Origin of the sequence: Streptomyces sp. ITFR-6 (genome assembly GCF_031844725.1) — a bacterium.
Lineage (GTDB): Bacteria > Actinomycetota > Actinomycetes > Streptomycetales > Streptomycetaceae > Streptomyces.
Genome location: NZ_CP134612.1, coordinates 5,016,822 through 5,036,844, shown reverse-complemented (window position 1 = coordinate 5,036,844; position 20,023 = coordinate 5,016,822). Strand labels below are relative to the sequence as shown.

At 69.3% G+C, this 20,023-nt stretch carries 16 protein-coding genes and 1 tRNA gene; 9 read left to right on the top strand and 8 right to left on the bottom strand.

What is annotated here, in order from left to right:
• The first annotated feature begins 34 nt into the window (after nucleotides 1-34).
• The 4 genes from RLT59_RS22930 to RLT59_RS22915 all read left to right on the top strand — a co-directional run bounded on the left by RLT59_RS22930 (nucleotide 35) and on the right by RLT59_RS22915 (nucleotide 5,494).
• Nucleotides 35-1,669, top strand: coding sequence for a hypothetical protein (locus tag RLT59_RS22930; RefSeq protein ID WP_311305125.1), 1,635 nt, complete (start codon nucleotides 35-37; stop codon nucleotides 1,667-1,669).
• A gap of 122 nt (nucleotides 1,670-1,791) precedes the next feature.
• Complete coding sequence (locus RLT59_RS22925; RefSeq protein WP_311305124.1) at nucleotides 1,792-3,171, top strand: IS1380 family transposase; 1,380 nt, start codon at nucleotides 1,792-1,794, stop codon at nucleotides 3,169-3,171.
• Between the two features lie 263 nt (nucleotides 3,172-3,434).
• The gene (locus RLT59_RS22920) at nucleotides 3,435-4,727 is read left to right on the top strand and encodes an IS256 family transposase (RefSeq protein WP_311305123.1); all 1,293 of its coding nucleotides are present in this window, start codon (nucleotides 3,435-3,437) and stop codon (nucleotides 4,725-4,727) included.
• A gap of 29 nt (nucleotides 4,728-4,756) precedes the next feature.
• Nucleotides 4,757-5,494: a hypothetical protein gene (locus RLT59_RS22915; RefSeq protein ID WP_311305122.1), complete on the top strand. Its 738-nt coding sequence runs from the start codon at nucleotides 4,757-4,759 to the stop codon at nucleotides 5,492-5,494.
• Nucleotides 5,495-5,748: 254 nt separating this feature from the next.
• Here the strand turns inward: RLT59_RS22915 and RLT59_RS22910 are convergent.
• The 7 genes from RLT59_RS22910 to galU form a co-directional block, all read right to left on the bottom strand.
• Nucleotides 5,749-5,822: transfer RNA gene (locus RLT59_RS22910), tRNA-Ala, on the bottom strand.
• A 96-nt stretch (nucleotides 5,823-5,918) separates the two neighbouring features.
• The gene (gene glpR, locus RLT59_RS22905) at nucleotides 5,919-7,082 is read right to left on the bottom strand and encodes a divisome protein SepX/GlpR (protein WP_311305121.1); all 1,164 of its coding nucleotides are present in this window, start codon (nucleotides 7,080-7,082) and stop codon (nucleotides 5,919-5,921) included.
• A gap of 163 nt (nucleotides 7,083-7,245) precedes the next feature.
• The gene (locus RLT59_RS22900; RefSeq protein ID WP_311305120.1) at nucleotides 7,246-7,860 is read right to left on the bottom strand and encodes a GNAT family N-acetyltransferase; all 615 of its coding nucleotides are present in this window, start codon (nucleotides 7,858-7,860) and stop codon (nucleotides 7,246-7,248) included.
• Between the two features lie 17 nt (nucleotides 7,861-7,877).
• Nucleotides 7,878-8,396 carry a MogA/MoaB family molybdenum cofactor biosynthesis protein gene (locus RLT59_RS22895; protein ID WP_311305119.1) on the bottom strand — a complete coding sequence of 173 codons (519 nt, stop codon included), beginning with the start codon at nucleotides 8,394-8,396 and terminating at the stop codon, nucleotides 7,878-7,880.
• Nucleotides 8,393-8,893: a cyclic pyranopterin monophosphate synthase MoaC gene (moaC, locus tag RLT59_RS22890; protein WP_311305118.1), complete on the bottom strand. Its 501-nt coding sequence runs from the start codon at nucleotides 8,891-8,893 to the stop codon at nucleotides 8,393-8,395. Before moaC ends, RLT59_RS22895 begins: the two co-directional genes overlap by 4 nt.
• 122 nt (nucleotides 8,894-9,015) lie before the next feature.
• A complete protein-coding gene (glp, locus tag RLT59_RS22885) occupies nucleotides 9,016-10,326 on the bottom strand; it encodes a molybdotransferase-like divisome protein Glp (protein WP_311305117.1) in 1,311 nt (436 codons plus the stop codon).
• Between the two features lie 4 nt (nucleotides 10,327-10,330).
• On the bottom strand, nucleotides 10,331-11,233 hold the full coding sequence (gene galU, locus RLT59_RS22880) for a UTP--glucose-1-phosphate uridylyltransferase GalU (protein WP_311305116.1): 903 nt from the start codon (nucleotides 11,231-11,233) through the stop codon (nucleotides 10,331-10,333).
• Between the two features lie 107 nt (nucleotides 11,234-11,340).
• Between galU and RLT59_RS22875 the strand changes: the two genes are divergently transcribed.
• Nucleotides 11,341-11,925, top strand: a complete 585-nt coding sequence (locus RLT59_RS22875) for a 5-formyltetrahydrofolate cyclo-ligase (protein ID WP_311305115.1) — start codon at nucleotides 11,341-11,343, stop codon at nucleotides 11,923-11,925.
• Between the two features lie 49 nt (nucleotides 11,926-11,974).
• Here RLT59_RS22875 and RLT59_RS22870 read toward each other — a convergent pair whose 3' ends face one another.
• Nucleotides 11,975-14,725: a penicillin acylase family protein gene (locus RLT59_RS22870; RefSeq protein WP_311305114.1), complete on the bottom strand. Its 2,751-nt coding sequence runs from the start codon at nucleotides 14,723-14,725 to the stop codon at nucleotides 11,975-11,977.
• 276 nt (nucleotides 14,726-15,001) lie between these two features.
• Between RLT59_RS22870 and RLT59_RS22865 the strand changes: the two genes are divergently transcribed.
• The 4 genes from RLT59_RS22865 to RLT59_RS22850 all read left to right on the top strand — a co-directional run bounded on the left by RLT59_RS22865 (nucleotide 15,002) and on the right by RLT59_RS22850 (nucleotide 19,696).
• On the top strand, nucleotides 15,002-16,687 hold the full coding sequence (locus RLT59_RS22865; RefSeq protein WP_311305113.1) for a potassium/proton antiporter: 1,686 nt from the start codon (nucleotides 15,002-15,004) through the stop codon (nucleotides 16,685-16,687).
• Between the two features lie 370 nt (nucleotides 16,688-17,057).
• Entirely contained in the window at nucleotides 17,058-18,341 is a 1,284-nt protein-coding gene (locus RLT59_RS22860; protein ID WP_311305112.1) for an MFS transporter, read from the top strand.
• A 66-nt stretch (nucleotides 18,342-18,407) separates the two neighbouring features.
• Nucleotides 18,408-18,776: an FmdB family zinc ribbon protein gene (locus RLT59_RS22855; RefSeq protein ID WP_311305111.1), complete on the top strand. Its 369-nt coding sequence runs from the start codon at nucleotides 18,408-18,410 to the stop codon at nucleotides 18,774-18,776.
• Between the two features lie 86 nt (nucleotides 18,777-18,862).
• Entirely contained in the window at nucleotides 18,863-19,696 is an 834-nt protein-coding gene (locus RLT59_RS22850) for an S-methyl-5'-thioadenosine phosphorylase (protein WP_311305110.1), read from the top strand.
• The last annotated feature ends 327 nt before the right edge of the window (nucleotides 19,697-20,023 follow it).

Genomic DNA, 20,023 nt, shown 5'->3' with positions numbered 1-20,023 from the left:
CGTTCTCTCGGCAGGTTACTGAACGGAATCACCAGTGGCATCCAGTGTCTCGTCGACAACCGAGCTGCCTACTCAAGGAAAGAACATCCCTCCCGCCGGGCCAAGGTGGCTGCGCCCCTTTTGGAAGCGGCATCGTGTGCCCATCGCGGCCAGCGTTCTCGCCCTTCCCGCGTACATTCTGTGGGCCGCCTTCCTCGCCACTGGGGGCGGGGACCTTGCCGCACAGGTTTCCTGGACTCGTTTTGTCGCCGACCACCCTGGATCGCCTTACAGTCTCGCCTGGTACGGCGGCGTCCACGTAGGAAATTACAGTGTTCTGGCCCCGCAACTGATGGCGCTGCTCGGTGTGCGAACCGTCACCGTAGCCTCAGGTATTGCCGCCTCATGGCTCGTCGGCTGCGTGTTCGTACGCAGCGGCGTCCGTAACCCGATATGGCCCACGCTCCTGGCGGTGTTGTTCCTGTGGGGCAACGTGGCTTCGGGTAGGTCTACCTTCGCACTCGGTGTTGCGCTGGCCTTGGCTGCATGCCTGATGCTGATGGGGAACAGCCGACGCCTTGTCGCGGCCGGTGTGTTCAGTCTGCTGGCAACCATGGCCAGCCCGGTGGCAGGTCTGTTTCTCCTCGTATGTGGCGCGGGCTGGCTCCTGAACCGAGACTTCGGCAAAGCCCTCGTACTGTGCGTTCCACCCACTGCAGTGGTGGGCTTGACGACGCTGTTTTTCCCGTTCGGCGGCGTGATGCCCATGTCCACGAGCGATCTATGGAAGCCGATCCTCTTCAGTGTTGTCCTCGCTGCATTTGCTCCGCCGGAGTGGCGAGTGCTCCGTTACAGCGCCGCGACCTACACACTCGGCATCGTTCTGTCAGCGCTGATCCCCACGCCCGTGGGAGCCAATGTCGTCCGGCTGGCTGAAGTGTTCGGCGGCCCGGTGCTGCTCGCTGCGGTACTCGCCGGCAAGGGGCGCCTGTTGCAAAGAGCGGCGATCGCGGTTGCGCTCGTGTTCTCCATTCAGTGGGTCACGTCGCACACCATGCATGTGACGAAGATGTCGACACCGGTGCCGACCTGGGCCACGGAAGCGCGCGGCGTACTAGCTGCGCTGGACCGACTGGGTGCAGACCAGACCCGCGTGGAGGTCGTGCCAGCGGTCAACCACCGGGAGACCACCGTGCTTGGCCCATATGTGAATCTCGCCCGCGGATGGAATCGGCAGGTCGACGTGGAGCGCGGTGACCTCTTCTACGAAGGTCGGTTCTCCGCCGCGAAGTACCGCTCCTGGCTCAACAACTGGGCCGTGTCATACGTCGTTCTGCCGAGCGGCGAGCCCGACTTCGCGGCGAAGGATGAGGCCAATCTAGTTAAGAGCAAGCCCAACTGGTTGAAGCCGGTGTGGCATGACACCAACTGGCAGATTTACGCAGTCAAGAACGCCCGCCCCATGGCCACCGGCGCTGGTGCGTCTGTGGTCAGCAGCGACAACGCCAAAGTCACTCTCCGCGCACGGAAACGGGGGACGGTAAACCTACGCATCGCTTACTCTCCTTGGCTGCGTACCAGCGCTGGCTGCATCGAGCGTGACGGTGAGTGGGTGCGCCTCAAGGTACCGGGGGCCGGTCGGTACGAAATCGACAGCTCGTACCTAGGCCCTTGGCAAAGCCACTGCTAGCCTCGCGCTTTCATGAACCGGGCTGTCCGATGGGTGACCGCGTAAGCGAGAAGTGCCTCTGACCAGCAAGAATGAGGATTGTCGAGGTCCTTGTTCCTGCCATCGCCGGAGGCACTTCTCAAGTGAAGAAGACTATCGGGTCCTATCCGCCTGTCCGCGTCGAGGGCGGTGGCCGCTCGGTGGTCTCGCAGGCCGGGGCGGTGCTGTTGGTGGAGACGGTCCGCAAGTCCGGGCTGGATGAGGCGATATCGGCGGCGTTGGCGTCGTGGAGCAAGCCGCGGGCGGTGCACGATCCGGGCAAGATCCTTCTGGATGTGGCCCTGGCCGTCGCACTCGGCGGGGACTGCCTGGCCGATGTCGCCATGCTGAGGGCCGAGCCCGACGTGTTCGGCCCGGTGGCCTCCGATCCCACCGTCTCTCGCCTCATCGATACCCTGGCCGCGGCCGGGCCCAAGGCGCTCACCGCGATCCGCACGGCCCGAGCGGAAGTGCGCTGCGGAGTCCGGGAGTTGGCCGGGGGCAACGGTCCGGCCGCCGACGGCAGCGTGATCGTGGACATCGACGGAGTGCTGGTCCTGGCGCACTCCGAGAAGCAGGACGCCACCGCGACCTGGAAGAAGACCTTCGGTCATCACCCCCTCGTCGCGTTCGTCGACCACGGCCAGGCCGGGGCCGGAGAGCCCATGGCCGCACTGCTGCGGCCCGGCAATGCGGGCTCCAACACCGCGAGCGATCACATCGAAACCACCCAACTCGCCCTGGCCCAACTGCCCAGGAACCTGCGGCGCGGACGCCAGACACTGATCCGCACCGACTCCGCCGGCGGCACTCACGCCTTCCTCGACTGGCTGACCCGCCGGGGCCGGTGGCTGTCGTATTCCGTCGGCATGACCATCACCGACGCCATCCACCAGGCGGTGCTGAAGATCCCGAAGGAGGCGTGGACGCCGGCCTACGACTCCGGCGGCACGGAGCGGCCCGGCGCCTGGGTCGCGGAGATCACCGACATGCCCGACCTGACCAGCTGGCCGAGGGGGATGCGGCTGATCGTCCGCAAGGAACGGCCTCACCCCGGCGCCCAGTTGCGCTCCACCGACCTCGACGGACTGCGGTTGACCTGCTTCGCGACCAACACCAAAGGCGGCCAGCTCGCCGACCTTGAACTCCGCCACCGAAGGCGGGCCCGCTGCGAGGACCGGATCCGAAACGCCCGCGACACCGGCCTGCGCAACCTGCCCCCGCACGACACCGCACAGAACCGGATCTGGCTGGAGATCATCTCCATCGCCCTCGACCTGCTGGCCTGGATGCCGATGCTCGCCCTGACCGGCGACGCCCGGCGCTGGGAACCCAAACGACTCCGGCTCCGCCTGTTCTCCGCCGCCGCGCAGCTCATCCACACCGGCCGCCGCCGCTGGCTCCGCTTCACCGCCAGATGGCCCTGGACCGAGGTCATCTCCCACGCGATCGACCGGCTCCAAGCCCTCCCGAACCCCGGCTGACCAGCTGGCCCGACCGTCCCGACAACCCGCACCACCACCCGGGAAAGTGGAACCCGGCGCACACCCGACGCGACCGTCGGGCCCTCGGCCCGCCCCGCACCCGAAAAGACTGCACCACCCCAACGCCGATCAATCATCAGCGAACTGACGGGGACTCACGAATGATCAAGGCTATCAAGCTGATGCCTTACCGATCCTGCGCTTGCTCTTGATCGGGGACTGTAAAACGTTCGGTGTAACTCCCGATCATGGAAGATGCATCGATGACCAGCAACAACGTGACCGAGGCCGAGACTGTCGAGCCGTCTGAGCCGGTGCCGCCGAAGTCTGTGGATGACCGGCTGATCGACGAGCTCGTGGGCCGGGCTCAGGCCGAGGGCCTGCAGCTGACCGGCGAGGGCGGGCTGCTCCAGCAGCTGACGAAGCGACTCCTGGAGTCCGCTCTCGAGGGTGAGATCACCGACCACCTCGGCTATGACAAGCACGATCCTGCCGGGAAGAACGGCGGCAACAGCCGCAACGGGACCCGAGCCAAGACCGTGCTGACCGACGTCGGCCCGGTGGAGATAACCGTGCCCCGCGACCGCGAGGGTTCCTTCGAGCCGAAGATCGTCAAGAAGCGCCAGAAGCGCCTTTCCGGCGTCGACGAGATGGTCATCTCGCTCGCCGCGAAGGGCCTGACGACCGGTGAGGTCCAGGCCCACCTGTCCGAGGTCTATGGCGCCGAGGTGTCCCGTCAGACGATCTCCACGATCACCGACAAGGTCCTCGAAGGCATGGCCGAATGGCAGAACCGGCCCCTGGACTCGGTCTATCCGGTGGTCTTCATCGACGCTATCCACGTGAAGATCCGCGACGGCGCCGTGGCGAACCGGCCCATCTACGTTGCCCTGGCCGTCACGGCCGAGGGCCGGCGGGACATTCTCGGGCTGTGGGCCGGCGACGGCGGCGAGGGTGCCAAGCACTGGATGCACATCCTCACCGAGATCAAGAACCGCGGAGTGAACGACGTCCTCATGCCCGTCTGCGACGGGCTCAAGGGCCTGCCCGAGGCAGTCGAGGCCGTCTGGTCCCGCACCACCGTCCAGACCTGCGTGGTCCACCTGCTGCGGAACTCTTTCCGCTATGCAGCCCGCCAGGACTGGGACAAGATCGCCAAGGTACTCAAGCCCGTCTACACCGCGGCGACCGAGGAGGCCGCACTCGAGCGGTTCGCGGAGTTCGCCGACACGTGGGGCAAGAAGTATCCAGCGATCGTCCGGCTCTGGGAGAACGCCTGGGAGGAGTTCACTCCCTTCCTCCGCTTCGACACCGAGATCCGACGCATCGTCTGCACCACCAACGCGATCGAGTCCGTGAACGCGCGGATCCGACGGGCGGTGAAAGCCCGCGGCCACTTCCCGAACGAGCAGGCCGCCCTGAAGTGCGTCTACATGGCGATCATGTCGCTGGACCCGACCGGCAAGGGCCAGGCCCGCTGGACCATGCGCTGGAAGACAGCCTTGAACGCCTTCGACATCACCTTCGACGGCCGACTCTCCGCAGCACGCCAGTAACCCTCAACAACCCGAGTTACACCGCTCGTTTGACAGACCCCCGCATGGCCGCCGCCAAGCAGAGCAGAACCCGCGAAGAGCTCCTGCCCGACATGCTGGAGGCGGACCCCTACGTCCTCCCGCTGAAACAGTCCGCCGACCACCGCGGCCTGGAACGCCGCCAGTGCCCCGCCGCCGGCACCAGCCCCCGCGTCACCTGCCCCTGGGCCCAGGAACGCGACGCCTCCGGCGCTCACCGGCGCCGCAACCACACCCCACGCCGCCCCGTCCGCGCTCAGCCCCACACCATCGACCTGACCAACCGCCGCGCCCGGCAGGCCCATCCAGACGCAAGACCGACCGTACGACCACCACAACGGCCGGCCCACCAGCGTCCGGCCATCTGCCAACAGTCCACGATCACCGTGCCTGTCGACATCATGCCGAAGCTCCGCCAGGACCTGCCGTGGGGGCGGGAAGCCTGGCAGCGCGCCTACCGAAGCCTGCGCAGCCACGTCGAAGGACTCAACGGCCGCGCCAAGAACGTCGACACATTCCTGCACTCCCGCGAGAAACACCAAAGCCGAGGCCGAGTCGCCCAAACGCTGCTCAGCGCCATCCAGCTCATGGTCGAGAACCTGCGAAGCATCGAGTCCTTCCTGCGCAACCAGCGCCTCTGGAAGGAAGAGAACTACACCCTCGGCCACATCGCCGAGACTCCCGACCCGTACGAGAGCCCTGACGAGGAGACAGAGGGACCCGGCTCCGCCCCGCCTCCCGAACCGTAGGAACGGCATCGGCGAAGCAGGCACAACCGCACAGCCACCAGCGCGCCGTAGGACCACCCGGGTCCTACGGCCGCTTCGCCATGCCCTCACAGCCACAGCCAGCTCCACTCAGCGTTCCCACGGACCCGAACCGGACCTCCCGGAACAACATCCATGCCGTACCAAGCCTCAGATGCACGAAATCCCGCTCAGTCGGATGGACTGAACGGGATTTCGTGAACCGTTCACGAGCTAACTCGTGAACGGCCCTGCGGTGGACCTGTGGGGATTTGAACCCCAGACCCCCTCGATGCGAACGAGGTGCGCTACCAGACTGCGCCACAGGCCCTTGCAACGAGTGAAACTTTAGCACCCTCCACGGGGTGCTCGGAAATCCGGCAGGCGCTGGTCAGCCGAGTCGGCGTCGCGGCGCGCGGCGGACGCCTCACTCGTTGGCCGCGCGCGGGCGGTCGTCCACGTCGTACTGGTCGAAAAGAGGCGTCCGGCCCCGGTCGCGGGAGCGGCGGGACTGGCCGGTGCGCTGGCGCGGTGCGGGGTCCACAGGGGGTGCCGAGGGGCGCGGGGTGGCGGGCTGGGCGGGTTCCGCGGTGCTGGAGCGGGCCGCGCTCCAGGTCTCCGGGTTGCCGACCTCGACGCCGCCCGTGGCGCGCGGGGCGACCGGGGCGGTGACGTAGGTCGGCAGCGGGACCGGGACCGGCTCCCAGCTGTCGCCCTGGACCCGGCCGCGTTCGCGCTGCTGGTCCACCCACTCCGCGTGGTCCGTCTGCTCGACCAGGGCGCGGCGGCCGGCCTCCTGCGGGGAGACCGTGGGGGTGGGCTCGGGGGCCGGGTGGCGCGCTTCGGGGTCCTCGTCGGACTCCGCGGTGGCCGTCGTGGCGGGCTGGTGCCTGCGCGGACGGTTCTCGCGCAGGTGCTGCGCCGCCACCTCGGCCCGTCGCCGGTCCATGGTGAAGGCGAACCTGCGCCGCTCCTGGGCACGCAGATGCACGATGTACGTGCTCAGCAGCACCGCGGGGACCGCGGGGGCCCAGAGGAAGCCGAGGCCGCCGACCGCCGCGACGACCGCGCCGAGCGTGAAGCCGAGGAAGAGGACGACGGTGGTACGCCGACGGCGTGCGAGTACCTGGGTGCGCTGCGCGCGCCGGGCTCGTTCGGCGTCGATGCCACCGGGGCGCGGGCGGGCGCGCCGGGCGGGTGCGGATACGGGGTCGGGGCCGGTCGGGGCTGCCGGGCGGTCCCGGCCCTGCCGCTCCTTCGGGGCGCGCTCCGGCGTACGGGCCGGGTCATGGACCCGGGCCTCGGTGTGCGCCGGGGGCGCGGAAAAGTTCCGGACGTCGACGGAATCCATTCGGTCCGTGTCCGCGTCCGGTTCGGCGTCGGGCGCCGCCTCACCGTCGGTGCGCTCCTGCAACCCCTTGGCATACCGGCGCTCCATCGCCGCCCGTCCGGACAGCAGCCGGATGGCGGTGCTGAAGCGTTCCGTCGGACGGGCTTCGTTGAGCTCGTCCTGCCTGCGGAGCCACATCGGCACCAAGTAGGCGGCCCAGGCCCCGACGATGACTGCATAGATGAGGCCACTGCTGCTCACATCTCACACCGTAGAGGGGTTTGCATGGAGGCATCGGCCAATTGGCGCGGTGTGTCGCACGATCCTGCTGATATCAAGGACTTTTTTTGTGATTGTTCGGATCAACAGTCGGTGTTTGTCCGCCCGGTAGCGGTCAAACAGCGATCAATTTCGAACACATATTTCATTTAGTGTGATGTTTAGGCTGGTCCGGTCCGGCCTGCTGCCACCTCCGGAGCAGCCCGTCGGGCACCTCCTCCGCGGTGAGCGCGTAGATCAGATGGTCCCGCCAGGCGCCGTCGATGTGCAGATAGCGCGGCCGGATCCCTTCCTCGCGGAATCCCAGTTTCGCGACCACCCGCCGGCTGGGCGCGTTCTCCGGGCGAATGCACACCTCGATCCGGTGCAGTCCGACCACCCGGAAACAGTGGTCGACGGCGAGGGCGACCGCCGTCGGCATCACTCCGCGCCCCGCCACCTCCCGGTCGACCCAGTAGCCGACATGGCCCGAGCACATCGAGCCCCAGGTGATCCCGGCGACGGTCAGCTGGCCGACCAGCCGGCCCTGATACTCGATGGCGAACGGCAGCATCCGCCCGGCGTGGGCCTCGGACCGCAGATGGCGGATCATCTGCCGGTAGGTGGGGCGCTGGGCCACCGGGCCGCCGGGGGCGGGCGGCGGCACGGTCGCCTCCCAGGGGCGCAGCCAGTCCCGGTTGCGCCGGTTGACCTCGCGCCACATGGTCTGGTCGCGGAGCTTTATCGGCCGGAGGGTGACATCACCGTCCACCAGGGTCACCGGCCAGGTCGGGACGTTCAGCTCGGGCTCCCGGGTCGGGGGTGATCGCCGCCGCGGAGCTGGTCGACGGCGTGCACCAGGATTCGGCTCAGGACGGCGAGCCCGTCGCGCACCCCGCCGGTGGAGCCGGGCAGGTTGACGACGAGCGTGCGGCCGGCCACACCCGCCAGTCCGCGCGAGAGCGCGGCCGTGCGGACCTTGTCCCGGCCCTCGGCACGGATCGCCTCGGGGATACCGGGCACCTCGTGGTCCAGCACGGCGCGGGTGACCTCGGGAGTGCGGTCGGTGGGCGAGATGCCGGTGCCGCCGGTGGTGACGATGACGTCGTACGCGGCGGCCACCCCGTCCCGCAGCGCCTGTTCGACCGGGTCTCCGTCCGGGACGACGCGCGGCCCGTCGACGGTGAAGCCGAGCCCGGTCAGCGCCTCGGCGATCAGCGGGCCGCCCTTGTCCGCGTAGACCCCGGCGGCGGCGCGGTTGGACGCGGTCACCACGAGGGCGCGATAGCCGGTGGAATCCCTCACCGGGGCGTTCACGCGTCCGCCCCGGCGGGTGCGGTGCGCCGGTAGTCGCCGGACATGCCGCCCGACTTCGCCTCGACCCGGATGTCGGTGATGACCGCGGCCTTGTCGACCGCCTTGATCATGTCGACGACGGTGAGCGCGGCGACAGAGACCGCGGTCAGGGCCTCCATCTCGACGCCCGTGCGGTCCGTGGTCTTCACGGTCGCGAGGATCTCCACCGCGTCGTCGGCCACGCTCAGGTCGACCGTGACACCGGAGACGGCCAGCGGGTGACAGAGGGGGATCAGCTCCGGGGTGCGCTTGGCCCCCATGATCCCGGCGATGCGCGCGGTGGCGAGCGCGTCGCCCTTGGGGACCCCTTCGCCCCGGAGCAGTTCGATGACACGCGGCGAGACGAGCACCCGGCCGCTGGCACGGGCGACGCGCGCGGTGACGTCCTTCTCGGAGACGTCGACCATGCGGGCCGCGCCCGCCTCGTCGATATGTGTCAGCCTGTTCTGCGTACTCAACTAACTCCGCCTAGCGGTAGGGCGCCGGTTGCCCCTGAGCCGCACCGGGGTGCGGGCCCGGGGTCCGGGGGATGTCCCCCGGAAGGCACAGCGGCAGATACCGTACCGCCACCGGGCGCCGGTCAGCGGATCAGGATCACCTCGGTGTCGGTGCCGGGCTCGGCGGAGGTGACGTCCTCCGGCAGCACGATCAGCGCGTCGGCCTGGGCGAGAGCGGCGATCAGATGCGATCCGGAACCGCCCACGGGCGTGACGGTGCCCGCCTCCGCGTCGTAGGTGCCGCGCAGGAACTGCCGCCTGCCGTCGGGCGAGGACAGCGCCTTGTCACAGACCAGGGTGGCCCTGGCGGTGGGGCGGTTGACGTCCGGCAGGCCCATCAGCGTCCGGATCGCGGGCCGTACGAAGAGCTCGAACGAGACGTAGCTGGAGACCGGGTTGCCCGGCAGCGCCAGCAGCGGGGTGTGGTCCGGGCCGATGGAGCCGAAGCCCTGCGGCTTGCCGGGCTGCATGGCCAACTTGCGGAAGTCGATGCCGCTGCCCGGCTCGTCCTCGTCGCCCACCGAGGACAGCGCCTCCTTGACCACGTCGTACGCGCCGACGCTGACGCCCCCCGTGGTGACGACGATGTCGGCGCGGATCAGCTGGTCCTCGATCGTGGCGCGCAGCGTCTGGGCGTCGTCGGTGACGGCGCCGACCCGGTAGGCGATCGCCCCGGCGTCGCGCGCGGCGGCCGTCAGCGCGAAGCTGTTCGAGTCGTAGATCTGGCCGCCGGTCAGCTCCTCGCCGGGCTGGATGAGTTCGCTGCCGGTCGAGATGACGACGACGCGCGGCCGGGGCCGCACCTTCACCGTCGAGCGGCCGATCGCCGCGAGCAGCCCGATCTGCGGGGGGCCGACCACCGAACCGGCGCGCAGAGCCAGATCGCCCGGCCGGACATCGCTGCCCCGGTCCCTGACGTGGGCACGGGCCTCGACCGGGCGGTGCACCCTGACCTCGCCGCGCGCGCCCTCCGGGACGTCGCTGTGGGAGCGCATCGACGTGGCGGGGCCCTCGCCCGTACCGCCGTCGGTCCACTCGACCGGGATCACGGCCTCCGCCCCGGCCGGCAGCGGGGCGCCGGTCATGATGCGGGCGGCCTCCCCCGGGCCCACCCGCTGGTCGCCGAGGAGCCCGGCGGCGCCCGCCGCGACGTCACCGATGACGGTGAGCACCGCGGGGAACTCCTCTGTGGCGCCCTCCACATCGGAGACGCGGACCGCGTAACCGTCCATCGAGCTGTTGTCGAAGGGCGGCAGGGCGATCTCCACCACGACGTCCTCGACCAGGACGCAGCCCTGCGCGTCGGGCAGTTGCAGCTCGATGGGTTCGAGCGGCTTCACGGCGGCGAGGATGTCTTCCAGGTGCTCGTCCACCGACCAGATCGTGCTGCTCAAGGTCTTACATCTCCTCGGTGACGTAACTGCGGAGCCAGGTCCGGAACTCCGGGCCCAGGTCTTCACGTTCGCACGCGAGTCTGACAATGGCACGGAGGTAGTCGCTCCGGTCGCCGGTGTCATAGCGGCGGCCCTTGAAGACGACCCCGTGCACCGGGCCGCCGGTCTTCTCGTCCTTCGCCAGCAGTTGCAGGGCGTCGGTCAGCTGGATCTCGTCACCCCGGCCCGGCTCGGTCCGGCGCAGTATCCCGAAGACGGCGGGGTCCAGGACATAGCGGCCGATGATGGCGAGGTTGCTGGGCGCGTCGGCCGGTTCCGGTTTCTCGACCAGGCCGGTGATCCGCATCACATCATCCTCGGCGGTGGGCTCGACGGCCGCGCAGCCGTACTGGTGGATCAGCTCGGGCGGTACCTCCATGAGTGCGACGACGCTGCCGCCCTCGCGCTCCTGGATCTCCACCATGCGGGCCAGCAGCGGATCGCGCGGGTCGATCAGGTCGTCGCCGAGGAGCACCGCGAAGGGCTGGTCACCGACGTGCGGTGCCGCGCACAGCACCGCGTGGCCGAGGCCGCGCGGGTCGCCCTGGCGGACGTAGTGCATGGTGGCGAGGTCGCTCGACTCCTGGACCCTGCGCAGCCGCTCGGCGTCGCCCTTGCGGGTGAGCGCGGATTCCAGTTCGTAGTTGCGGTCGAAGTGGTCCTCCAGGGGACGCTTGTTGCGACCGGTGATCATCAGTACGTCGGAGAGGCCGGCCGCCACCGCCTCCTCGACGACGTACTGGATGGCAGGCTTGTCGACGACAGGCAGCATCTCTTTGGGAGTGGCTTTGGTGGCCGGCAGGAAGCGGGTGCCGAGGCCCGCCGCCGGAATGACAGCCTTGCTGATCCTGGGGTTCGACTGAGTCATGCGCTGAACCCTAACCGGCGCACATGGGCGGAAGATGATCCTCCGGTTAACTTTGCACTCATATACGCCAGTACGAGAGGTCTCTGGGTGCCCCGTTGAACACCGACATGTCCGCAAAGGCCCTGTTGCGGCGCGAACTGCTCGCCGCACGACGCCTCCTGACCGATGAGGACGCCGAACGGGCCGCCGCGGTTCTGGCCCGTCGCGCGCTCGCGCTCCCCGAGCTCTCCGGGGCCCGTACCGTCGCCGCGTACGTCTCCGTGGGCCGTGAACCGGGCACCCGCGCCCTGCTGGACGCGCTGCGCGCACGGGGCGTCCGGGTGCTGCTGCCGGTGCTCCTGCCGGACAACGACCTGGACTGGGCGGAGTACGAGGGCGCCGGGAGCCTCACGAAGGCCGGCCGCGGACTGCTGGAGCCGGGCGGCGAGCGCCTCGGCCCCGACGCCGTACTGGACGCGGACGCGGTGCTGCTGCCGGGCCTCGCGGTGGACGGGCGCGGGATGCGGCTCGGCCGGGGCGGCGGCAGCTACGACCGGGTGCTGGCCCGGCTCTCGGCGGCCGGGGCGCACCCGGCGCTGATCGTCCTGCTGTACGACGACGAGGTGGCCGCGCGGGTCCCGGAGGAACCGCACGACCACCCCGTGGACGCGGTGGTGACACCGGCGGGATCGCGGCGCTTCAGCGACGGCTGAGGCGCGGCGGCCCCGCCCTCCGCCGAGAGCCCCAGGGACCCATGAGCCCCTACGGCTTGAGGGTCAGCGTGTCCGTCGTCGAGCCGGCCACCGCGTTCGTCCCGTAGGACCAGTCGAGCAGCTCGCCGTTGACCCACTTGTCGGTCTGGTCGGTGTAGTGCGCGCTGAACGCGTGCCCGGAGGCGCCGGTGAGGTTGATCCAGCGGGACTTGTCCCAGTCCCCCACGTTGACGACCATCCGCATCGACGGCACCCAGACGACCTCGTAGCCGCCCGCCGCGTTCCAGCCGGTGGCGTCCACCGCGGCCTCGCCGCCGCCGAGGTTCCACGGGCCCCGGTTGAGCACCCGCTGGAGCAGTCCGGGGCCCTCCGTACCGAGGGTCTGGTTCTTGAGGGTCAGCTGGTGCAGCCGGCCCCAGTTCCAGGTGGTGATGTCCTTGCCGAGCTTGGCGGTCAGCTCCCAGCGCGCGTCCTTCATGGCGCGGGCGAAGAGCTCCTCGCGGTTGCCGGTCGCCTTGTCCTTGCGGTTCGCCGGCGTCTTCCACCAGTCGCTGTCCGGCTTGTCCATGAGGTTCTCGACGACCTGGTACCAGCGGTCACCGCCGTCCGGCTGCGCCGAGTCGGGGGCGCGCCGGCCGCATTCGCGTACCAGCCTGTCCTGCTCGTCGACCGGGCCCGAGCTCTTGGCCGGCGGCACGTTCAGGCACTCGCCCTTGACGCGCATCTCCTTGGGCAGCTTGTCGCCGAAGGCCAGCTTGAGGATGTTGCGCCAGACCGCGTTGAAGTACGCGGCCGCGGCCGAGTCGGACTCCTGGGTGTAGTCCCAGCCCTCCAGCAGCTTCTGCGCCTCCCGGACGTCCTTGTCCGAGATGTTGATCTTCATCAGTTCGGGCACCAGCAGCGCGGCGATCTCGCTGGTGTTGTCCATCTGCATCTTCTGCATGTCGTCGGTCGAGATCTTCCCGCCGCCCTTGATCTTCGACTCGATGAGGTCGTTGATCCGCTGGCTGCGGGTGCCGTAGCCCCAGTCCTTGGTGAGCATGTACGGGTACTTGGTCTCGTCGACGACCGCCTGGTTGGCGGTGACGATGTACCCGCGCTTCGGGTCGTACTCATACGGCAGCTCGTCGAACGGGATCGGGTCCTTCTTCCAGCCGTAGGCCGAGGACCAGCCGGGGCTGGGCATCGTGCCGTCGCCGGACTTGCGGACCGGGATCTTGCCGGGGGCCTGGTAGCCGATGTGGCCCTTGGTGTCGGCGTAGATCAGGTTCTGCGAGGGGACCTCGAAGTGCTCTGCCGCCGCGCGGAAGGACGTGAAGTCCTTGGCGCGGTTCAGCTCGAAGACCGCGTCCATGGACTTGCCGGGCTCCAGCGCGGTCCACTTCAGCGCCACCCCGTAGCCGTCCGCACGGTCCGGGGCCGCGTTGGTCACGGGCGCCTTCTGGCCGACCTTCTCCAGCTCGCTGTTGCGGTCGGAGACCAGCGGACCGTTGTTGGTCTCACGGACGGTGATGTGCCGGTCCTTGCCGCCGGCGACCTTGATGGTCTCCTCGCGGGTGGTGAAGGGCTTCACCTTGCCGTCGTACTGGTAGCCGTCCGCCGAGACCTTCTCCAGGAAGAGGTCGGTGACGTCGGCGCCCAGGTTGGTGAAGCCCCAGGCGACGTCCTGGTTGTGGCCGATGATCACGCCCGGCATGCCGGAGAACGTGTAGCCGGCGGTGTCGTACTTGCAGGTGGCGGAGACGCTGCGGCAGTGCAGCCCCATCTGGTACCAGAGCGAGGGCAGCTGCGGCGCCAGGTGCGGGTCGTTGGCGAGCAGCGGCTTGTTCGTCGTCGTGTACTTGCCCGAGACCACCCAGGAGTTCGAGCCGATGCCGGTGCCGTTCGGGCCCAGCAGCGAGGGGATCTCGTCGAGGGTGTCGGAGAGCGCGCCGAGCTGGGTGGTGAGACCCTCCGTGGCGCCCTGCACGGTCGAGGAGCCGACTCCGTCGGACGGTGCCGCCTGCGGGTCGTACTTCCCGGTGAGCGTGGAGATCCCGCCCTCGGAGACGATCGGCTTGTGCTTGTCGTACGGGTAGGGCGGGTACAGGTCCTCGATCTGCTTCGCGTCGAGCCTGCTGGTCATCAGCGAACGGTCGATCTCGTCCTGCATGTTGCCGCGCAGGTCCCAGGCCATGGCCTTCAGCCAGGCGACGGAGTCGACCGGGGTCCACTTCACCGGCTTGTAGTCGTTGGTGAGGCCCAGCGCCGCGTACTCGACGGAGATGTCCTTGCCGTCGCGGCCCTTGAGGTAGGCGTTCACGCCGTCCGCGTACGACTGGAGGTTCTTCTTGGTCTCCGCGGACAGGACGTGGTCGTACTCCTCCTGGGCGACCTTGCGCCAGCCCAGGGTGCGCAGGAAGGAGTCCGTCTCGACCTGGCCGGACCCGAACATCTCGGACAGCCGGCCGGCCGTCATGTGACGGCGGACGTCCATCTCCCAGAAGCGGTCCTGCGCCTGGACGAATCCCTGGGCGCGGAACAGGTCGGAGTCGGAGTCCGCGTAGATCTGCGGAATGCCGTAGCTGTCGCGCTTGACCTCGACGTTGCTGTCGAGTCCGGCGAGCTGGGCGCTCCCGTTGGTCTGCGGGTACGAGGCCCGCACGGTCGATACGGACCAGTACGTGCCGTATCCGATACCCGCGACAAGCGCCAGCACCAGGACGATCACGATTCTGCGGGCGCGTCGCCCCTTCTTCTTGCGCGACCCGCCACCGGCGGAACCGGTGGAGCCGGAAGAGGCGGTTGTGTTGGCGGGCATCGCTGTCCTTCGAGGGGCAGGGTGGTCCTGGGAGTGCAGGAGCAACCATAGGCGCAGCGCCGGAGCCCCTCTGACGCGGTATCGGGATGGTTCGAATTGCGTAGTGATCGCACGAGTACTCGAACGCATCAAGAAAACGTTAAAGATTAGGTAAGGTAACGAAGTACCGGCCGCCGGAACACGATCCGGCAGGCGCTCGCAGGGAAGGACCGGCCACTGACTGTCCACGCGCTCAACGAACTCCTGCTCGTCTGCTCACTTGTCCTGCTCGTCGCGGTGGCGGCGGTCCGGATCTCGTCGCGCAGCGGGCTCCCGAGCCTGCTCCTGTACCTCGGCATCGGGGTCGTCATGGGGCAGGACGGGCTCTTCGACGTCAAGTTCGACAACGCGGAACTTACGCAGGTCATCGGGTACGCGGCCCTGGTCGTGATCCTCGCCGAGGGCGGCCTCGGCACGAAGTGGAAAGAGGTCAGGCCGGCGTTGCCCGCGGCCGCGATGCTCTCCACCGTCGGCGTCGCGGTGAGCGTGGGCGTGACCGCCGCCGGGGCGCACTACCTGGTCGGTCTGGAGTGGCGGCAGGCGCTGATCATCGGCGCGGTCGTCTCCTCCACGGACGCCGCGGCGGTCTTCTCCGTCCTGCGCAAGGTGCCGTTGCCGTCCCGGATCACCGGCGTCCTGGAGGCCGAATCCGGCTTCAACGACGCCCCCGTGGTGATCCTGGTGGTGGCCTTCTCTGCCGTCGGTCCGGTGGACCACTGGTACGTGCTGGTCGGCGAGATAGCGCTGGAGCTGGCGATCGGTGCGGCGATCGGCATCGCGGTGGGCTGGCTGGGCTCGTTCGGGCTGCGGCACGTGGCGCTGCCGGCCTCCGGCCTCTACCCGATCGCCGTGATGGCGATCGCGGTGACCGCGTACGCGGCGGGCGCCATGGTCCACGGCAGTGGCTTCCTCGCCGTCTACCTCGCGGCGATGATCCTCGGCAACGCCAAGCTGCCGCACTGGCCCGCCACCCGCGGATTCGCGGACGGGCTCGGCTGGCTGGCCCAGATCGGCATGTTCGTCCTGCTCGGCCTGCTGGTCACCCCGCACGATCTGCTCGACGACTTCTGGCCCGCCGTCGTCGTGGGCCTGGTGCTCACCGTGGTGGCCCGGCCGCTGGAGGTCTTCCTCTCGCTGGCCCCGTTCCGATTGCCGTGGCAGGAGAAGGCCCTGATGTCCTGGGCGGGGCTGCGCGGCGCCGTGCCCATCATCCTGGCGACCATTCCGATGGTGTCCGGCATCGAGGGTTCCACCCGGGTCTTCAACATCGTCTTCGTGCTCGTCATGGTCTACACCCTCATCCAGGGCCCGACGCTGCCCTGGCTCGCGAAGGCCCTCAAGATCGCGGAGGACCCGTCGGAGACCGCCGACCTGGGCATCGAGTCGGCGCCGCTGGAACGGCTGCGCGGACATCTGCTGTCGGTGGCCATCCCCGCCAAGTCGAAGATGCACGGCGTCGAGGTCGGTGAGCTGCGACTGCCCTCGGGGGCCGCGGTCACCCTCGTCGTACGGGACGAGAAGAGCTTCGTACCCACCCCGCCGACGGTGCTGCGGCGCGGCGACGAGCTGCTGGTGGTCACGACCGACCCGGTGCGCGACGCGACAGAGGCGCGGCTGCGCGCGGTCGGCGAGGGCGGCAAGCTGGCGGGCTGGCTGGGTACCGAGGGGAGCCCCGGCACGGAGCAGCCCTTCACCGGGCCGCATGTCTCCAACGCGCTCAAGGCGGTGAAGAAGCTGGGCCGGACGCCGGACGAGACGAAGGCCCACGAGACACCACCCCGGGAGATGAAGACCCGCGAGGCGAAGGCCCGCGAAGCGAAGGCCCGGGAGACGAAGGACCCCGATGCCAAGGGCCACGACGCCAAGGGCCACGACCCGAAGCACCGTGACACCAAGGACCGTGACGCGAAGGCCCATCAGTGAGGGAGCACCCGCGTTCACAGGTTACGGAGGGTGATTGGCGCACAATCGCAGGTGCACCTGGAAACCTGCCTGTACGATGAAGGAGATCTGCCCGTCGGCCGTATGCGTACGGTCATGACGCGCGATCCACAAGCGATCGGCATCCGAACGATCGATATCCAACGACCTTGATCGACCAACTCTGCCTGACGCAGAGCTGGCGCGACCGTATGGCGGTCGTGGCGTCCTCCGCCTTTGCTGCGAGCGCCCGGCATCTACCGCAGTTCCGCGCGAAGAGGACAGCTCTCGGCAGCCCCTGACCGGGTCCGCACCCAGGTGCGGGACCGGAACCGCAGGAGCACGGCCACCAGGCGGCAGAAAGGCATGGACCGTGGTGTCCACGGTCTCCGACCGCCCCGGATACGGGCACTTGCTGCGTACTCCGGGTGCGTGGACCTTCCTCCTGCCGGGCTTCGCCGCGCGGCAGCCCTTCGCCATGCTGACCATCGGCATCGTCCTGCTGGTCCAGCACACCACCGGCTCCTACGGCAGCGCGGGCGCCGTCGCCGCCGTGAGCGGCGTCTCCATGGCGCTGTTCGCGCCGCAGACCGGCAAGCTCGCGGACCGGTTCGGGCAGCGGGCGGTACTGCTGCCCGGCGTCCTGGTGCACGGGGCTTCGGTGGGCGCGCTGACGGCGCTCGCGCTGGCGGACGCGCCGATCTGGGCGCTGTTCCTGGCGGCTGTGCCGACGGGTGCCTCGATCCCGCAGATCGGCCCCATGGTGCGCGCCCGCTGGGCGGCCGTGCTCGGCGCGGCGCCCGGCCGTGAGGCCTCGCCCCTGATGTCGACCGCCGCCGCCTTCGAGTCGGTGACGGACGAGTTCACCTTCGTCATCGGCCCCGTGATCGCCACCGCGCTGTGCACCGGGGTGCATCCGGCGGCGGGGCTGATCGCGGAAGCCGCGCTGACGCTGATCGGCGGGCTGTTCTTCGCCGCGCAGCGCGCCACCCAGCCGTCCGTGCGCGAGGCGGGGCCCACCGGCTCCGCGCGGCACGCCTCCGCCCTGTCGGTGCCCGGTGTGCGCGTGCTCGCGGTCGCCTTCCTCGGGATCGGCGCGGTCTTCGGCGGCATGCAGGTCTCGCTGACCGCCTTCGCGGAGGAGATCGGCAGGCCCGGCTCGAACGGGGTGCTGTACGGAATCTTCGCGGCCGGCAACATGCTGGCCGGGATCGCCTGCGGTGCCATCGCCTGGAAGACCGGGCCCCGACGCCGGCTGATCGTCGGATACGCGGCACTGACCCTGACCGCGTCCGGCCTGTGGGCGGTGCACTCCGTGCCCCTGCTGGCCGCGCTCGGGCTGCTGGTCGGTCTCTGCATCGCCCCGGCCCTGATCAGCGGCTACACACTGGTCGAGGCGCTGGTGCCCGGATCGGCCCGGACCGAGGCGTTCACCTGGCTGACGGGGGCGGTCGCGCTCGGGCAGGCGGCGGCCGTGACAGTCGCCGGACAGCTCGCTGACGCCCATGGCGCGAGCACCGGATTCCTGGTGCCGCTGGTGGGCACGGTACTGGCGCTGGTGACGCTGCTGGCGCTGCGTGCCAGGCTCGTACCGAGCCCTTCGGGACGGACCGTGGCACGTGGTATCGGTCACCGCGGGCCGGTCACAGTGGACTGATCCAGCGGAATACGTCACTATGAAGCGTCGTTAGCACTCATTGAGTCAGAGTGCCAGGAGGAACAAGTGCCGACCTATCAGTACCAGTGCACCGAGTGTGGCGAGGGCCTCGAAGCGGTGCAGAAGTTCACCGATGACGCCCTGACGGTGTGCCCGAGCTGCGAAGGACGCCTGAAGAAGGTGTTCTCGGCGGTCGGCATTGTCTTCAAGGGTTCCGGCTTCTACCGGAACGACAGCCGCGGCTCCTCTTCGAGCAGCACGCCCGCACCGGCCGCCGCGAAGACCTCCGGTTCCGGATCGTCGTCCTCGACGGGGTCGGACAGCAAGTCCTCGGCCTCTTCGTCCTCGTCGACGTCCTCCGCTTCGAGTTCTTCGTCTTCTTCGTCGTCGAGCTCTTCCTCTTCGGGCTCTTCGAGCGGTTCGTCGGCCACCTGAGCCGGCGCCCCACCTGTTTCACCCGTGACCCCGCTGATCCAACTCGGCGGGGTCATCGGCGTTCGCGGCCCCGATAGTGTGACGGCATGGCAAACGCAGAGATCGGTGTGATCGGCGGCTCGGGCCTGTACTCCTTCCTGGAGGACGTCACCGAGGTCCGTGTGGACACCCCTTACGGACAGCCGAGCGACTCCGTCTTCCTCGGTGAGATCGGCGGCCGCCGGGTCGCATTCCTCCCCCGGCACGGCCGCGGCCATCATGTGCCGCCGCACCGCATCAACTACCGCGCCAATCTGTGGGCGCTGCGCTCGGTCGGAGTGCGCCAGGTGCTGGGCCCGTGCGCGGTCGGCGGGCTCCGGCCGGACTACGGGCCGGGGACGCTGCTCGTGCCGGACCAGCTGGTGGACCGTACGAAGACCCGCGTCCAGACCTTCTACGACGGGGAGACCCGGGCGGACGGCGTGGTGCCGAACGTGGTGCACCTGGGCTTCGCAGACCCCTACTGCCCGAAGGGGCGCAAGGCCGCGCTGTCGGCGGCCCGGGGCAGGGACTGGGAGGCGGTGGACGGCGGGACACTGGTGGTCGTCGAGGGGCCGCGCTTCTCGACCCGGGCGGAATCGCGCTGGCATGCGGCGATGGGCTGGTCGGTGGTCGGCATGACCGGGCACCCGGAGGCCGTGCTCGCCCGTGAGCTGGGGCTCTGCTACACGACGATGACGCTGGTGACCGACCTGGACGCGGGCGCGGAGACCGGCGAGGGCGTCTCCCACGCCGAAGTGCTCAGGGTCTTCGCGTCCAACGTCGACCGGCTGCGCTCGGTCCTCTTCGACGCGGTGGCCGAGCTGCCCTCTGAGGAGGACCGCGACTGCCCGTGCGCGCATGCGCTGGAGGGCATCGACACGGGGATCGAGCTGCCGTAGGGCGGCTGCGGAGCTTTCCGGGGGTGAACGTCTCTGCCGGGTGGGGGAGTTGTCCACATTCGCTGAGCTGTCCACAGGGCGCAGCGGAAATCTGGTGAATGCCGGATCGTGAGGTCTGTTCATCGGTGCCGCCCGGCTCCGGTTCAGCGACTCCCTCACTCAGGCGGTGTCCGTCATGCGTTCGCCCGGCTCACTCGACTCATCCGAATCCTTTCGGGGCGTCCCCGTCCCTGCCCCCGCTGCCGTCCCCACCCGCTCCCCCGCCCCGTCGTCCGGCTCTCCGTCGATGTGCGCGCCCGCTCCCGCGCCATGCGGGGTGCCCGCGTT

What these genes read in the sequence shown, in the direction of transcription:
- RLT59_RS22920 (WP_311305123.1), top strand. Translation starts at nt 3,435, where the DNA reads ATGACCAGCAACAACGTGACCGAGGCCGAGACTGTCGAGCCGTCTGAG.
- galU (WP_311305116.1), bottom strand. Translation starts at nt 11,233, where the DNA reads ATGACTCAGTCGAACCCCAGGATCAGCAAGGCTGTCATTCCGGCGGCG.
- RLT59_RS22875 (WP_311305115.1), top strand. Translation starts at nt 11,341, where the DNA reads ATGTCCGCAAAGGCCCTGTTGCGGCGCGAACTGCTCGCCGCACGACGC.
- RLT59_RS22870 (WP_311305114.1), bottom strand. Translation starts at nt 14,725, where the DNA reads ATGCCCGCCAACACAACCGCCTCTTCCGGCTCCACCGGTTCCGCCGGT.
- RLT59_RS22850 (WP_311305110.1), top strand. Translation starts at nt 18,863, where the DNA reads ATGGCAAACGCAGAGATCGGTGTGATCGGCGGCTCGGGCCTGTACTCC.